The sequence below is a fragment of the Ignatzschineria ureiclastica genome, from assembly GCF_003121845.1.
Taxonomy (GTDB): Bacteria; Pseudomonadota; Gammaproteobacteria; order Cardiobacteriales; family Wohlfahrtiimonadaceae; genus Ignatzschineria; species Ignatzschineria ureiclastica.
Window position 1 is genome coordinate 109018 of record NZ_QEWQ01000006.1, and the last position, 16285, is coordinate 125302.

15 protein-coding genes and 1 CRISPR repeat array are annotated in these 16285 nt (G+C 41.4%); of the genes, 6 read left to right on the forward strand and 9 right to left on the reverse strand.

The features are described 5' to 3' along the window. Window positions 1-226 precede the first annotated feature (226 nt). The 6 genes from DC083_RS08855 to DC083_RS08880 all read left to right on the forward strand — a co-directional run bounded on the left by DC083_RS08855 (window position 227) and on the right by DC083_RS08880 (window position 3960). Window positions 227-1246 carry an ATP-binding protein gene (locus tag DC083_RS08855; protein WP_109189858.1) on the forward strand — a complete coding sequence of 340 codons (1020 nt, stop codon included), beginning with the start codon at window positions 227-229 and terminating at the stop codon, window positions 1244-1246. Then, complete coding sequence (locus tag DC083_RS08860) at window positions 1243-1593, forward strand: hypothetical protein (RefSeq protein WP_109189859.1); 351 nt, start codon at window positions 1243-1245, stop codon at window positions 1591-1593. Before DC083_RS08855 ends, DC083_RS08860 begins: the two co-directional genes overlap by 4 nt. Window positions 1594-1611: 18 nt before the next feature. Beyond that, window positions 1612-2202 (forward strand): hypothetical protein, encoded by a 591-nt coding sequence (locus DC083_RS08865; RefSeq protein ID WP_109189860.1) that lies wholly within the window; start codon window positions 1612-1614, stop codon window positions 2200-2202. Between the two features lie 8 nt (window positions 2203-2210). After that, the gene (locus DC083_RS08870) at window positions 2211-2777 is read left to right on the forward strand and encodes a hypothetical protein (RefSeq protein WP_109189861.1); all 567 of its coding nucleotides are present in this window, start codon (window positions 2211-2213) and stop codon (window positions 2775-2777) included. Window positions 2778-2960: 183 nt separating this feature from the next. After that, the gene (locus DC083_RS08875; protein ID WP_109189862.1) at window positions 2961-3467 is read left to right on the forward strand and encodes a hypothetical protein; all 507 of its coding nucleotides are present in this window, start codon (window positions 2961-2963) and stop codon (window positions 3465-3467) included. A 100-nt stretch (window positions 3468-3567) separates the two neighbouring features. Then, entirely contained in the window at window positions 3568-3960 is a 393-nt protein-coding gene (locus DC083_RS08880) for a hypothetical protein (RefSeq protein ID WP_109189863.1), read from the forward strand. Between the two features lie 101 nt (window positions 3961-4061). Here DC083_RS08880 and DC083_RS08885 read toward each other — a convergent pair whose 3' ends face one another. From DC083_RS08885 to DC083_RS10200, 9 genes are all read right to left on the reverse strand, one after another. Then, entirely contained in the window at window positions 4062-5012 is a 951-nt protein-coding gene (locus DC083_RS08885) for a DUF5655 domain-containing protein (protein WP_229822599.1), read from the reverse strand. A 93-nt stretch (window positions 5013-5105) separates the two neighbouring features. Beyond that, window positions 5106-5756: a MarC family NAAT transporter gene (locus DC083_RS08890; RefSeq protein ID WP_109189864.1), complete on the reverse strand. Its 651-nt coding sequence runs from the start codon at window positions 5754-5756 to the stop codon at window positions 5106-5108. A 252-nt stretch (window positions 5757-6008) separates the two neighbouring features. Next, window positions 6009-8312 carry a TonB-dependent hemoglobin/transferrin/lactoferrin family receptor gene (locus DC083_RS08895; RefSeq protein WP_229822591.1) on the reverse strand — a complete coding sequence of 768 codons (2304 nt, stop codon included), beginning with the start codon at window positions 8310-8312 and terminating at the stop codon, window positions 6009-6011. Window positions 8313-8699: 387 nt separating this feature from the next. Further along, window positions 8700-8987, reverse strand: coding sequence for a DUF1294 domain-containing protein (locus tag DC083_RS08900; protein ID WP_109189865.1), 288 nt, complete (start codon window positions 8985-8987; stop codon window positions 8700-8702). A 196-nt stretch (window positions 8988-9183) separates the two neighbouring features. Continuing rightward, entirely contained in the window at window positions 9184-10458 is a 1275-nt protein-coding gene (locus tag DC083_RS08905; RefSeq protein ID WP_109189978.1) for a c-type cytochrome, read from the reverse strand. 48 nt (window positions 10459-10506) lie between these two features. Continuing rightward, window positions 10507-11049, reverse strand: coding sequence for a (2Fe-2S)-binding protein (locus tag DC083_RS08910; protein ID WP_109189866.1), 543 nt, complete (start codon window positions 11047-11049; stop codon window positions 10507-10509). After that, window positions 11033-13834: a xanthine dehydrogenase family protein molybdopterin-binding subunit gene (locus tag DC083_RS08915; RefSeq protein ID WP_109189867.1), complete on the reverse strand. Its 2802-nt coding sequence runs from the start codon at window positions 13832-13834 to the stop codon at window positions 11033-11035. Before DC083_RS08915 ends, DC083_RS08910 begins: the two co-directional genes overlap by 17 nt. Before the next feature lie 529 nt (window positions 13835-14363). After that, on the reverse strand, window positions 14364-14495 hold the full coding sequence (locus DC083_RS10325) for a hypothetical protein (RefSeq protein ID WP_268248493.1): 132 nt from the start codon (window positions 14493-14495) through the stop codon (window positions 14364-14366). 250 nt (window positions 14496-14745) lie between these two features. Next, a CRISPR array of direct repeats spans window positions 14746-15885; the repeat unit is 36 nt; unit sequence GTCGGGATCATGCCCTGTTTGAAAAGGGATTAAGAC. A 94-nt stretch (window positions 15886-15979) separates the two neighbouring features. Next, window positions 15980-16138 (reverse strand): hypothetical protein, encoded by a 159-nt coding sequence (locus tag DC083_RS10200; protein ID WP_157954918.1) that lies wholly within the window; start codon window positions 16136-16138, stop codon window positions 15980-15982. Between the last annotated feature and the right edge of the window lie 147 nt (window positions 16139-16285).

A 16285-nucleotide genomic window follows, 5' to 3' on the forward strand; every position in this document is an offset into this window, starting at 1 on the left:
GCATCTCTCTTATCAAGAAAAATCACTTGATAAAAATAATTGAAAATATTTTTATATATGACACATCCTGTCAAACCCCTCCATTAAGATACACACATAGATAGCGCGATCTCCAGAAACATCTCGAGTTATCTCCTCTCTAGCGTTCAAATACGCTAGAGAGATTATATAAACCAAAACGAATTATAAAATCCGATTAAACCTGTGTATTAATGATGGAGCCACTATGCCGATAGGACCGCGTCTTAGCGCTGAAGAAGAAGCGAATATCGCAGCACAAGCTGCTAAAGCTGAAGCTGAGAAACAAGCGCAAGCTCAAAAATCAGAGCTTGAGCTCAATATTGTTACCCCTAAATATTCACTCGATGACCTGATTGTGCCCCAACATACGGCAGCCAGTATTCAGGACTTTCTAGCCCATAAAGCCCATGAAGAATTACTCTATGAAGATTGGGGATTAAATGAAACTCACCAACATCAGAAACAGACCGCCATTAATCTCTACGGGCCTCCCGGAACCGGGAAAACGATGGCTGCTTACGGGATTGCCAAAGAACTAGGTCATCCGCTGATTATGATCGATTATGCAAGTCTTGAATCGAAATATGTCGGTGAAACCTCCAAAAATATCGCCTCGATCTTCCGTCAAGCAAAAGAACATAATGCCATTATCTTCTTCGATGAAGCCGATGCAATGCTCAGTCGCCGCGTCACCGGCATGTCTCATGCAACAGATGTCAGTGTCAATCAGACTCGTTCAGTCTTACTCACCGAGATGAATAATCATGATGGTTTAATTATCTTTACCACTAACTTTATCGAGAACTACGATCCAGCATTTATGCGCAGAATCCTCGCACATATCTATTTTGCCCTCCCCGATGCTGAGTGCCGGTTAAAGCTGTGGCAACAATATATTCCACGTAAATTACCACACAATGCAGATCTGCAAAAACTGGCCGAAATGTCAGAAACGCTTACCGGCAGTGATATCTCCAATAGTGTTCGTAAAGCAGCTATGGCAGCAGCTCGCAGAGGCGCGACTGAAGTAGATCAAAATGATTTTATCAAAGCAATTGATGAAATTAAAAAGAGCAAAAAAGCCAATAGCGGTAACGCGCACACCCATTCATCGAATCACGCAGGTGATTCAAAATCCCAAACAACAGAAACCTCGCGAGTTGTTAGCGAAGAGTATGTTGTCTCTCAATTAGGCTCAGAAAAAACAGAGGAATTAAAAGTATGATCCCACTCTTATTAATTGGCGCAGCTGCATTTGCTGCAGGTGTTATCGTTTCAAAATTTTGGAAACAAATTGTCAGCTTTCTCAAAAGCGCTTATGACCTACTACCCGATCGTTATAAACGTTTAATTCAAGGAGCTGTCACACTAGTTCGTAAAGTGGGGACGGTACTTAAAAACATCATCAAACATTACTCTTACAATCCTGAAGAGGATCAATGGAGAGAGCATATTGTTGAGAAAAAAGTCGAGGCAAACGATGTTCCCGAACATATTAGAAATGCTCTGAAAAAACAGCAAGAAGTGGATATCTCTGATGAAACTTCTGAACAACTTGCCCTTGCCAACTAAATCATAAAGGAATCTATTATGACTCAGAACCCTAACAATCAACAGCCTCTTCAAGAAGAGATGACCACTCAAACTTCAGGTGCAGACAGTCAAGCCGCTGAAGAAAACCGAGTACATAGTGACAATGCTGGTAGTCAAACCTCAGGGAATCAAACCTCAGGAAATGAAACTGCTGAAAATCGAACCGCTGAAAACAACGCTTCTGCAAGCAATCAGAAGCAACGACCTTCTCTGATTGATCAGATGGCACAAGGGCTTGATGCACTAGGCAATATGTTTGAACAATTTGCAAAACAGTTCGAAACAGAATCATTAACACTCGATGAACTGATTCAAAAACTTAGCCCGTCTGTCGATCAAGATATGATCAAAACAGCAAAGGCTCAGAACCTTACCGCTTTAGGAGGCGAACTCTACCTTATCAAAGAGGATGCGCGTATGGGGCATTTTAAAGTCGATATTAAGCTCTATTTTATCGATCAACAGAAAAACTATATCTTGCGAGAAAAAACGATTTCTCCTCAACTTCTAGTTTTAACGAAAGAAGCCAAAGCGGATCTATTACAAAACTCTCCTATTAAATACCCAATTTCTGCCCCTAAAGCATAGGAGGGTCTGTGAATACTGAATTTGCAAGAGCAATAGAGAAAGTTACACAGCAACAAGAAAAAATTGAGCAATATCGGATCGCTGTAAAAGAACTTGAAAAAGATAGTACAAACTTTGACAAAGTACCCGGTATTTACTCTTTTTTCATGCTAACCATTGCAGCTCTATTTGGTTATTTTGCTTATAAGTTTTTAGAAGATAGCGCTTGGTGGTGGATTACACTAGCAGTATTGGGCGCGGTAGGAGCAAGTGTTTACCTCTCCTCTGCACTTATTAAATTTGATATGAAATCACGCCTTGAACGCTTGATCAAAGATCAACGAAAATCGTTAAAAAAAGTCACCAAGACCGGTAGCGAGGAAGTAGCAAAATTAGGAATGGCGACTATTGATCAAATCGCTCAAAAAACGGCGCTAGGGGAATTAGATCAAGATCTTTTAAAAGCATTAATGGATATCATGGTTCAACAGAAGCTAGTGCAAGAGATCAAGCTGAATGAGAATAAAGTTCTTTATAAAGGGCTTATGCCTCAGGCACAGATGAATATTATCTCTGAAGTGATTCAAGTTGATTAATCAAATAACCGCCCCCTTTTAGAGGCAATCATAAATGCACCTGCAAGTGATGTTTGAGTAAGATCCCTGCTCATAATTTCTTACACAGATGTCGCTTGTAGGTACTTTTAAACCGTCTCATCCTGCAACATTGTATTCATTGACCATTAGACTTTTGATTTTATCCATTCTAAGGAGACCTTTATGCAATACGCTTATCAACCTATCATCGCCCAACTTGACGATATCGATTTTGAAGTGAGCGGTAAATTATTAGAGTCTAGTCGAATTCTGCTCAAAGCTTCATCTTGCTCCTACTATCTCGGTGCCTTAGATACCGGCATTTGGGAAAAAATCGCCGCAACCGGAGAAGCAATCACCATCCGAGTACAACGGACTAATTGTGCGGTTCAAGCCGATCTCGTGCGGGAATCCTTTAGCCGTTATATTGATGACAATATGCCGATTCTCTATGAGGCTCAACAGCTACTACATAAACATAGTAAACCCTTTACCCCATATATCAATCATCTCGCAGTGTCCACTTTCGACATCGACAATAGCGCCACCAATGAAGAGTGGTTCGATCAACTCTCTGCTGAAATTGACAAGATGGATAAGGCCTTAGAAGATTTTGCCAAATGCTGTAAAGAGACGGCGACATTGCTACAAACCATTATGAAAGAAGATGAAGCGCGTAATATTGCATAATCATTTTCGATCAGTGAGCAGACATTATTTGGCAACCTTCATTGCTAACTCCATTCCCTATCAAAAATTTAATGCTTCAAGATTCTAAGGATTCATCACTATGGTACCTCTCTTACTCGTAGGCGCAGCTGCCTTTGCCGCTGGTGTTTTTATTTCAAAGTTTTGGAAACAGATTGTTAAGTTCTTCCAAACGATCTATCAAAAACTTCCGGCAAGCGTTCGTAATAAGATAGAACGCTACTTCATTTTAATTCAAAAAATAGGAAATGGACTCTATAAACAAGTTGTGAAGCTTTATGAGCCCCTTTATGACACATCAATTGGTAAATTCTTCCGAGGTCTCTTCGGTCGACCTCAATATCGAGAGACGGTTAGTGAACGTATCATAGATGATCCAAGTGAGATCCCGGCACATATTCGACAAAGAGTCGATGATTATTATATGGCAGATATTACAGATGAAGTAGAGGAAAAATTAGAGCTCAAACACTAATCGTTCAACTCATAATGCTTTTAATCCCCTAGAAAATGCCTTACTCATCATTGATAAGTAAGGCATTTTTATTTGTTTACTACATTAAATGAATCACACAATCATTGCAACTTCTGCTTAATTACACTTAAGATATACTCTAAATCTTTAGTATCTTTAATAACAGCCTCATAATCCCCACTTCCAAAATGCCCCAATTGGCTAACATCTCTAAAGAGATTTCTAGCATCATCAAGTGTTCCCCAAGTAGCATTAATCCAAAGCTTCAGAGCACTTTTTTGCAAATGAATATCGACAATACTAGAACGATCCTTTCGAAAAGAGGCATATAACTTATTAAATTTGAGCTCTAAACTATCGTCTAAATTTAAAATAGCATCTTTAAATTTTTGAAACAATTCACAAATCGCATCAGGTTTTCCCTGTAATAGATACTCCTCGTCATACTCAATAATCTCTTTTGGAATTGCGGGTATCACTTTTGTTTTAATAGATGCACCACTATAAGATCCGCTCGATTCAGCAAAAGTGCTTGCTTCTAATGTCGGAGCATTCTTAGATCGCTCTAGGAAATTCACCGTTAAGATACCGTTGTCATATCGTTTAAACTCTACTAATTCAATACCTAAATTTTTAAAATTAGTAGCATTTCTCTGAAAATCAGTGAAGCTATTTGCCACAAATAGCACACGACTTTGACTCCAATCTATATCTTTGCGTAACAAGTGTGTATCAGGATTTTGCTCATTATATTCAATAATTAAACTATCTCGATATTCAAGCATGGCATTGAGGTAAGCCACACCTTGATCAACAACGCTCTGACTACGATCTCGCTTATATTCAATAATCACGAATGCTTGTCTATCTTTATCAAAAGCAACTGTATCAAAACGGAACTGCTTTAAAGAAAATTCTGAACGTACCAAAGTCAATCCTGTGAATAACGTGAGATTCTCTTCAAAAACACGCTGCATCTCTTTCTCTAATTGAAAAGGATGCTCTTTTACAGTATGCATTGAGTGATGTTGAACTTGATAAATATTTGCCATAATTTTATAACCACCACTAATTTTTAATAGGATTTTAAATATAATCCAATAATTATAGTATAACCAAACATAATATTATAAAATATTTTAACACTACCCATGATACTGCTGAATAATCTCAAGTACGCCATTGATCACGAATTGCACGCCAATACAGACTAATAAGAATCCCATCAGTCGAGAGATGGCATTAATGCCCTTCTCTCCTAAAAATCGCATAATCGCATTCGAGAAATAGAGGCCCATCCAAAGAGCGCCGGCGATAATGAGGGCAACTAAAGGGGGAGCTAACAAAAAGACAAATTCAGAAACATGCTTATCGGCATGTAAGGTAGAAGCGGTACTGACCACTAGAGCAATCGTTCCGGGCCCCGCTGTTGCTGGCATTGCAAGAGGAACGAAGCTGATACTAGAGCTCGTTCTTGCCGCTTTAGATGGCGTCACATCTGACTCATTTGCCGAGGGAAATAACATCGTAAAGCCAATAAAGGCGACAATCATTCCCCCTGAAATTCGTAACCCCGCAATTGAGATACCCAGGGCATGCATAATATAGTTCCCGGCATACCAAGTGGCTAATAGGATCAAAAGCGTATAAAAAGCACTCTGAAAAGCGGTTTTATCCCGTTCTGATTTTGGCATATTGCCGGCAAGCCCTAAGAACATTGCCACTGCCGTTAATGGATTAGCAAGCGGTAAAAGTAATACAACACCTAAAAATACGGCTTTTCCTAATTCAATCATAGATTCTCCTTTAGTCAATAACGGTAAAGTCTAGGACTTTACCGCTATAACGATCAATATCATCTGTTTTAATTATTCTTCATCATGATAATACACTTTAATAATTTACTTAAATATATCAAAAAATATATTTAATAAACTCTATAAACAACTGATCTTGTATGATCTAGTGGTTTGATAAATGAATAACTTGATCGATCACTGATGCAGTGATGACGATCACAATGACTATTGTAGGAAAATCAACCGTTGTTAGAATTTCGCCTCAAAAGAGATGGCAAAATTACGTTTAGGAGCGGTAAAACGCTCTAAGCCTTTTCCTTGTCGATCAATGCGGTTGGTCGTCCCAAAAGAGGGAAGATCTCGCAAACTATCCCAAGTGGTGTAACTTCGATTGAAGAGATTAAAAACGCCAATATTCATGGTAATATCCCGATCGATCTTAATTTGACTCGTGAGATCCACCACAAAATAACTATTACTTAAATAGGGCCACTCTTTCACCTCCGCACCGCGCCAAGAGTAGTAAGTTTCTAAGGTATCTTTCCCTTTTTTCGCAGCACTATAGCGCCCTGTTAATGACACATTCCACCGCCCGTTATCTGCACGATAATCAATGCCGGCAATGACACTCCAAGGCTGAATGGATTTTAGAGGGTCTCCATCTTGATTACGTCCTTTACTATACTGCCCTTTAAGATGAAAATTCCATTGATTCGATAATCCTAGAGCTTCCCCATTTAAACTGCCCGAGATTTCAAGTCCTGAAATATGGGCTTTTGCCACATTCACAAATTGAATCTGATTGATCGAAAGATAGGGTTCACCGCCCCAGTAACTATTCGGATCATACCAAGGATTCGGCAATCGTCCCTCGCTGACGCGCTCTTCAATAAAATTTCGATATTGACTATAGAAAGCACCTACGCGCAAAAGAGCAATATCATTTTGAAACTGATAACTCACCTCTTGATTCAACGCCTTTTCAGGCTTCAAATCAGGATTAGACATAAAATGATTCATCCCGCCTTTGCCAAACTCAAAGAACATCTCCTCAATACGAGGGGCGCGAAAGCCAGTGCCGATCTGATAACTCACTTGATGCTCCGGCGTGAGATGGTACGTTAAACCAAGTTGCCAAGAGAGATTGCGGAAATGCTTCTGTTGATCATCAAAACTCACCGGGAATTTATTACTCCCATCTAACTGCGGTGCATAACGATAATCATCATAGCGAAGTCCTGCCACTGCTTGTAGTGATTCACTCAAGTTAATCTCATCTCGTAAAGCAAGCGAGAATACCCGAGATTTTACCGGCGTCATAATGCTATAACGAGATGGATGAGCAACCCCCTCAAGATAGAGAATATCGTGATTACTATTCTGTAATCGCCCATGCCGATATTCAGCTTTCGCTTGGAAAGAATGACTCTGCGCACCTATCTCAATAGCTTGCGTAAACAGCTCGCCTTTCAATAGTTTTTGATTTTGCTGAAACTCTCGAAAATAGTGCTGATCGACAATAGAGGGATCACTCTGCTTCACATTATAGGTATCGGAGCGCATCCAGATCTTCTGCACAGCCCCAATGACATTGATTGTATCGAGCCAATTCGAATCCGTTTCCACATAATCATATTCCAGGCCATAGCGACGATAGGGGGAAGTATCTTCGGCAAAACGATAAGTACCCCAACTATCAAAACTCTTCTCTGCCATCTTTTGCCGCTGATCTCGGCGCTCATAAAAGGCTGTTAAACGATGATCCTCCCATTCATAGCCCACTTTACTGAGCCAAGCTGTCGAATGACGCAACAAAGGATCCGGTTTTCCGCGAGCAGAACCATAGATATTTTCTCCATGCCCATTATTAATCGTTTCATGTCCCCGGCGCTTAGCGATCTGTGCAAAGCCGAAGAGACCATTATGACGAAAACCTGCGCCTAAAACATGCCGCCATTCCCGGTTTTTAGAGCTATAACCACTCTTCCAATATCCACCTAAAGAACGTCCCTCTTGGACAAAATCTTCGATATTTTTGGTGGTAAAACGTACCGATCCGCCTATGGCTCCACTTCCATCTGTAACGGAATTAGCGCCCTTATTGATCATTACTTGGCTGATATTTTCATACTCCGTATTATTAATCGAACCATTAAAATAACCATAACCTTTATAGATCGAGGGCATAAAACTCTCCGCTTGCGGTAATCCATCGACTAATACCGCCACACGATCTTTATCGACCCCTCGAATAGCAAAACCATTACTCCCCGCCCGACCGCTCTCTGTTACGCCTACTCCCACCTCATTACGTAGTAGATCACGCTCATCTTGCACCATATTTTGCCGCATCAAATCACTACTCTGCACCGATTGAAAAGGCGTTGCAGGCAGAGCTGTTCCTTGCACGACAATCTTCGCGAGATCGATCGTAGGGATAGGGTCCGTTCCATCAGACTTGTCAAACTCATCCGGCAATTGCGCCCAAAGTAGTGAAGTAGTTGAAACAGCGGAAAAAAGCATAATAGAGGAAAAAGTGGTTTTCGATAACATAGTCTACTCAAATCTAAATAGGAATCATTCACGAATAAGAAAATTATCAGAAGCGCAAACAGTTATCAATTTTTAATTTTATTCTTCAATTTTTATCTATTTTAAAAAGGATATCTTGATAAATTGTGATATTCTCTTACTTCAAACTATCCCTTTGATTTTATTTGGCTATTTTTTCAACAGAATCTACGGAATAAAAATACTCAACTTCTGAAAAAACAATAAAAAAATAAGTCACTTCCCTCTAGAGAAATGACTTAACTATAAATTCTATCCAATATCGATAATTGATTATAAATTAGACAACATTAAGAAATTGTTTTTCGCCACAAATCTCACCATCATCGTTCTTTACACAATACCCTTACATCACTATATTTTTACGACTTACCCCGGCAAGTGAACCGTTCTAAACGACAGAATAACAGCAATCAAAAAGATCGTTGTTACAATAGAGAGCGGTACTAAAATCGTGAATTTAAGATGCTTAGTTTTATGTCGATAATGCTTCATCCCCAACCATGCGCCAACACCGCCCCCTAAGAATGCAACGAATAGAAGCGTTTTCTCTGAAATACGGTATTGCTGCTTAATTGAACGTCGTTTATCAATACCATAGAGCAGATAGGCCAAGCAATTGATAATAATCAGATAACTGCCTAAAAATAGTAACAATTGTAACTCCTTGATTCGGTAGAATATTGAACAATGCGCTATAGGTTCAAACCCATATTATTACAGATGAGTATATTACCAATATATTTAACAATATATTTATATAACCTATCGTCTCTCAATAAAAAAGAGATCGCCCTTTTCTAGCGATCTCTTGATCCTTGTATCCTCATGAGTGGGATGAAATTATTGCATATTACTCCCGCAAGGCCTTCACTTCCTCTGCCGTCACATCACTGGGTAAATCACCCCACGCAGAGCGTAAGAAGTTGACTAATGTAGCAATCTCAGCATCACTCATCTCTGTGGCAAATGCTGGCATGGATTGGAAACGCTCGTCATTCGGGAAACTCTGCCAAGGTAATCCATCTAGGATCGATACGATTAAATTACGACTATCTGGATTCATCACCGTACTATTACCCACCAGTGGCACAGAGACATTCGGCTTACCGGAACCATCGAGGTTATGACAGCCGGAACACATATTGAGGTAACTATCATATCCAGCCCCCTGTAGTGCGTCTGTTTTCACATCTACCACTTTCGGCGCCGGCGCTTGATCGCCCAAGAGGAATGTCGCCACCGCACTGATATCTTTCGGCGTTAATTGACTTGTACTATTGTGCACCACTAAATACATATCACTAAAGGCAGAACCTTGGGGGGCAATCCCTTCGGCAAAGTAGCGCTCAAGATCTTGCTGCGTCCATCCACGAGCGGCTAAGCCTTCCGGTGTAATATCAGGCGCTAAAAACCGCCCCATCACATTGCCGGTAAACATCTTCTCCCGCTCCACTTCGCCAAAATCTCCCATCGGCGTATGGCACATCGCACAGTGACCTAACGTATTGACAAGGTATTCCCCCCGTTTCCACGCTTCAGAATCACCTTTTGACACAGCAGGTAATGGCGATTTATCAAAGAAGAGCATATTCCATCCCATCAACATTGCGCGCTGATTATAAGGAAATGAGAGCTCATTACTCGGGCTCGGTTCATCTACTGCAGGAACCGACATAAAGTAAGCGTACATGGCATCAGAATCTTCCCGAGTAATATTCGCATAATACGGATACGGCATTGCCGGATAGAGATTCCGATGAACCGGTGACACCCCTTCAGAGATCGAACGATAGAAATCATCAGCCGTCCAACGTCCTATGCCGTAATCTGCAGAGGGCGTAATATTGCTACTATAAATCGTTCCAAAGGCCGTATCGATCTTATAACCGCCGGCATACATTGCGCCCTCTTTTGTAGTATGACAAGAAGCACAATCTCCTGCTGCAGCTAAGTAACGCCCTTTTTCGATCAACTCCGGCGGACTATTAAGCACCTGTTTTGCACCCGAGGGTCGTAAACGCTCATAAAAATCAAACCCTACGATCACGAGAATCACCAAGATAATGATAATCACCAGCGTCACGATCCATTTAAATAATCGCCCCCGCTTTTGATGAGGTTTCATTCCTTGATCAACGGTTTGATCTTCGATTTTTTTATTCTCTGTCATCGCTTACCCCTTTAATAATCCCGGTGTACTTTCCACTAAATCCCGTACCGCTTCATAGTAACGAACATAGCCCGTACAGCGACAAATATGAGGATTCAGTGCATCCATAATCGCTTGTTCAAGATCCGCGCGTTCAATAGGATTACGCGCAAGCTCTTCCATAAAAACGGTGGTTGCATTGACAAATCCCGGCGTACAGTACCCACACTGGAAACTAAAATGATCCATAAAGGCTTGTTGCACCGGCGACGGCACTGCTTCACCATCAGCCTCTTTATGCGCAATACCTTCAATCGTGCGCACCGATTTTCCATCGAAGAAATGTGCGCCGGTAATACAGGTTCGCATCTCTTCACTCGTACCATCAGGATGATCGACAATAATGACGCACGCATGGCAAATCCCTTGATTACAACCCATACGAGTGCCGGTCATATTGAGATATTCATGGAGGAAATCGAGCATCGAAAGCCCTTCAGGGACATCCATCGGGCCCACTTTCTCCCCATTAATCGTGATCGTGAGGGGTTTATAGATTATTTTCATTCAGAACCTCCAAAACTTCATTTGGGCGAATAGGATGATGATAGAAATAGTGACCTGTGCCGGCAGCAACCGCATTAGTGATAGCAGAGACTATCGGAATCATGGCAACTTCAGCCATCCCTTTAGGAGGATCTGTATCCGATAATGGTAGTAATACCTCGGCAGTTTGTTCCCATACCGCTACTTCGCTTGCAAGCGGGAGATGATAACGATTAAAGTTCCACGTCCCATTGCCAGGACCATCTTCATATAAAGGAAGATACTCATAGAGCGCATGACCAATTCCCATCGCTACACCGCCTTGCATCTGACTTGAGACAAGATCCGGCACAATCATATTCCCACACTCAAGTACAGAGTGATGATTAATCACTTCAATTTCTCCCGAAGCACGATCAATAGCTAATTCTACTGCTGCAGCCACCGCCGTATAGTTTGTAACGGCTGCATTATTGCGCTGTACAGCAGGATAGTTAACTTTTAACCGCTTATTAATCTCATACTGAGCATTATTAGCCCATTTCAATGACAATCCATCCAGCGGCACTGTGACGACCTCATCCTTGATTTTAAAATCTGCAGTCGCCCATTGCCAACGATTATAACCATGCGCTACAACCCCCACTAATCCATTAAGTTCATATAAGCGTTTTGCTAATTGTTGCAATGTTAAAGGCTGTAAACCATCGGCCGTAAGCCCTGCATCAGTCCATCTTGCATCCTCCCTACGCACAGTTAAAGGTCGTGCTTGCCCACCGCCGATTCCCTCAGTCCATATTGAAAGCGCCGCTGGCCAAATACCATAATCAAAAAGGATTCTCCCCGTTTCAGAGGTTACGTGGGAGAAATAGTAAGCGGAGTTACTCGCACCCGTTGAGGAGCTAAATTCAGGAGTCCATAGTGGATCCTCTTGTAGCTTATCTTGCTTCTCTTGTGTTAAATGATGCTTATCTTTAGTATTCATCGGTAGATCAGGCCATTCTGTCAATGCAAAATGGGAATGATGAGCCGGAACACCAAACCATTTAGCGCAGAGTACCGTTTGCGATGTTTCCATTCCAGAACCGATCTCTAATCCACTATGCCAAAAAGTAATTTCCCCTTCCGGTGATATCTCTATTTTTGCAAAGGATGCTTCATTTCCCGTTCCAAAGTCTTTCTGAGTACAAGAGATACCTGTCGTGAAAATTTTACCCGGATGTTTCGCTTCATAAACTTTTTTTCGTGCCTCTCTCTCTTTCCATAGAGGATGCTCTGCACAGGCTTTAAGTGCCTCACCACCACGCATCATGCCTGCAGGAATTGCACCTTGAGTATTTTTCATACCAGATTGCATCAGATTATTAAGCCTAAATTCCACAGGATCTTTTTGTAATAATTTAGCCGTTTCATCTAACAACGTATCGAATGCTGTCATGGATTGTAATGTCCCAAATCCTCTTACAGAACCCGCATCTACAGCTCTTGATGCGATTCCTTCGGCAATAATATCGCTTTTAGGGATATAGTAAATCCCCTGAACACCGGTTGCCCCTACAGTAACAACGCCCGGCGTATAATTACAACGCCCTCCGCCATTCGCAATAAAATTACCAATAAATGATTCGATCTTTGCCGTTTTCTTATTTACCGCTAATTGATAGCGCATAGTAAAGGCATGTCGTTTAATACCACTTTGGAATTGTTCATAACGATTATTCGCAAATCTCACGGGTAAATCACTATATAGGCTTGCGACAACTCCAAACATCGGTTCGATCGCACCTCCTTTTGTACCATAACCTACGGTTGTACAAGGATGTAGATAGAGTTTTTCTAAGGGATATTTAGAAGCTTTTACCATCTCGATAATATGCTTTTTGACATCCATTGCAGATTGATCTGCTACCACAAAATGTAGTGACTTGGTTTCTGCATCATACCAACCATTAGAGCTACAAGGTTCCATCGCACTTGCATCAATAGATTGAGAGTAGAATGTCCGGTCAAGTACCAACCAATCTTCAGGTGGATTTTGCATCTCCTTCGCTAATTGATCTGCATAATACATCCCCTTTTCATCTAAATTCCCGCCCTTATCCGCTTCAGGCCAAAATGGGATATATTTCCGATATCCTTCACGGGAAATCGTAGAATATTCCAATGCAGAATAGATATCAGGCGAGAGGGGATTATCTGCACCAATTCGTACTCCTCGATAAGTACACCAAGGATCACGCTCTAAAAACCCTGTATATTTGCCATATTGAATAATGTCATCTTTAAATTGCAATGTCTCTTTCGCAAACCGATATCTCGCAAAATCATTATAAATCAGCATAGCAACAGCTTGCCCTAAATAAGCAGGCGTTTTCCCCTCCGGCAATAAAAGGTCATCACCGAAAAAGGAGGGTAATTTAACCTGATCTGCTTCCATCGTTGCAGCAGTTATGAGTTTATCTGGCATCAAATCATTCTCTTGCAATAAAGAGAGATCTAATCCTTCATACAGTTTATCTGCTTGAGTCACTCGGACCACAAAAGCATATGCCTGCTTTTCAGGCCAATTTGGCATATCTTTCGCACGAATATCAAAAGCAAATACTTTCTCACCCGTTGCCTTTGCAAAAGCATCTAGTCGATGTTGCACTGTATGAGTTTTACTATCCCACACAGGTGGTTGCAAAATCCCATTATCAAATAATGCCGCATGAGCTAAGCTAAAAGGCGGGGCAATATAAACCGTTACGCCCCCAATCACCATTGTTCTTAAAAAATCTCGTCGAGAAAATCCACGCTGACTCATACTCGCCCCTTCTCTGAAATATAATTACTCTCTAACACTTTGTATTAGGTAGATAAAACTAAATATAAGTCAAATTACTTAAATTTATTATTTTAATAATATATTTATATTGTTTTTATTTCAATGATATTTATTTTAATTTATTAATTAATTAAATTAATATCATAACTATCATTTGATAAATATTAGATACGAATTAAAGAAGCGATCGTATTACAAGCTCTGTTTCAGTAATATGACATTATGAGTCTGTTTTTAATGCGGATAATAAGATGTGAATGATTAAATATCATCACAAGAAATAAGAAAATTTATCTCACCGCCGGAGCGAATGATCTCGTTCTTCCATCAATCCCGCGCCGGCAGTTGAGGCGCTTTCGCGCTGAGAAATATCTTGAATACCGGGAAAATGTTTGAGAAGTTGAGAAACTGCTCCCCCGCGGGCGCGCGGTTAGCGGTTGTTCTGGACTTGCAAACATTCCCTCCCGCCGTGAGTCTGCTTTATTAAGAATCACTAAGAGAATTTATCTCATCGCCGGAGCGAATAATCCCGTTCTTCCGGCAATCCCGCGCCGGCAAGTTTGGCATCTTGAATACCGAGGTTGTTTGAGAAGTTGAGAAACTGCTCCCCCGCGGGCGCGCGCTTGTTCTGGACTTGCAAACATTCCCTCCCGCCGGGGATGAACTTTTGATAAGATCCACAGAAACCTTAGTAATTTCCGTTATTATTGCTATAATAAACACTTCAAAGATCCCTGATCTCGACAATCAGATACTGAAATGTTATTTTTGATAAATCCATACAAATAATGGTGATTATATGTTATCCAATGTCATCTATTGTGAATTTGTAAAGATTGGAAACAGGTGTTGTAACCTATTGATATTAAAGATAAAATTTTAGTGGTGCGGTCGGGATCATGCCCTGTTTGAAAAGGGATTAAGACCTCTTCGACTTCTACCCTGCTGTTGCGTGCAGGTCGGGATCATGCCCTGTTTGAAAAGGGATTAAGACGTGGCAAGTGCATCAGTGGCAAGTTTCTGCTCGTCGGGATCATGCCCTGTTTGAAAAGGGATTAAGACCGCATCAACGCGTGCATCCACTTCTCCAACAGGTCGGGATCATGCCCTGTTTGAAAAGGGATTAAGACAGTTTTTGCTCTCTACGTGAACGCTGCTGAGCAAGTCGGGATCATGCCCTGTTTGAAAAGGGATTAAGACGCCTTGGGATAATTCATATTCCCAAAGACAACGGTCGGGATCATGCCCTGTTTGAAAAGGGATTAAGACAGGTACCCCATATCATCACAGTCTTCGTATACGTCGGGATCATGCCCTGTTTGAAAAGGGATTAAGACACTTTAGTTACCACAGTGGCAGAGCTAGCCACGTCGGGATCATGCCCTGTTTGAAAAGGGATTAAGACGACTTTAAGCCATTTACCTGATTTGTACACTGCGGTCGGGATCATGCCCTGTTTGAAAAGGGATTAAGACAGATTTTCACGCGTCTCTCAGCTTCCGCTGAAGTCGGGATCATGCCCTGTTTGAAAAGGGATTAAGACTTATTACTTCTACGGGTTTCCGCAGACTCTTCCGTCGGGATCATGCCCTGTTTGAAAAGGGATTAAGACGGAGATCTGGTTACGAACGCAGATCAACCGTAGTGTCGGGATCATGCCCTGTTTGAAAAGGGATTAAGACACGTTTCTTCATACGTTCAAGGAAAGAAGAAGATGTCGGGATCATGCCCTGTTTGAAAAGGGATTAAGACAATATTCTCTAATGTAGGTAGATCTTTATATAGTCGGGATCATGCCCTGTTTGAAAAGGGATTAAGACGCTTTATCCTTGCGGGATTTCGCCAAAGATTTGAGGTCGGGATCATGCCCTGTTTGAAAAGGGATTAAGACTTCCCAATCCAATGTGTTGCGTTATACAACGAGGTCGGGATCATGCCCTGTTTGAAAAGGGATTAAGACAGATAAGTCTGTAGTGGTTTCTACAGCAGTTATGGTCGGGATCATGCCCTGTTTGAAAAGGGATTAAGACACTGAGTTGTAAGTAGACTTCTTAACTTTAGAAGTCGGGATCATGTTTGAAAAGGGATTAAGATAAAGAGAAAGCCTTCATTATGAAGGCTTTTTTATTGTCTGAAATAAGAGGATTTATCCCACCGCCGGAGCGAATGACCTCGTTCTTCCCGCAATCCCGCGCCGGCAGGTTTGGCATCTTGCATGCCGGGGTTGTTTGAGAAGTTGAGAAACTGCTCACTCGCGGGCGCGCGGTTGTTCTGGACTTGCAAACATTCCCTCCCGCCGTGAGTCTGCTTTATTAAAAATCACTAAGAAGATTTATCTCATCGCCGGAGCGAATGATCCCGTTCTTCCCGCAATCCCGCGCCGGCAGGTTTGGCATCTTGAGTGCCGAGATAAGAGGATTTATCCCACCG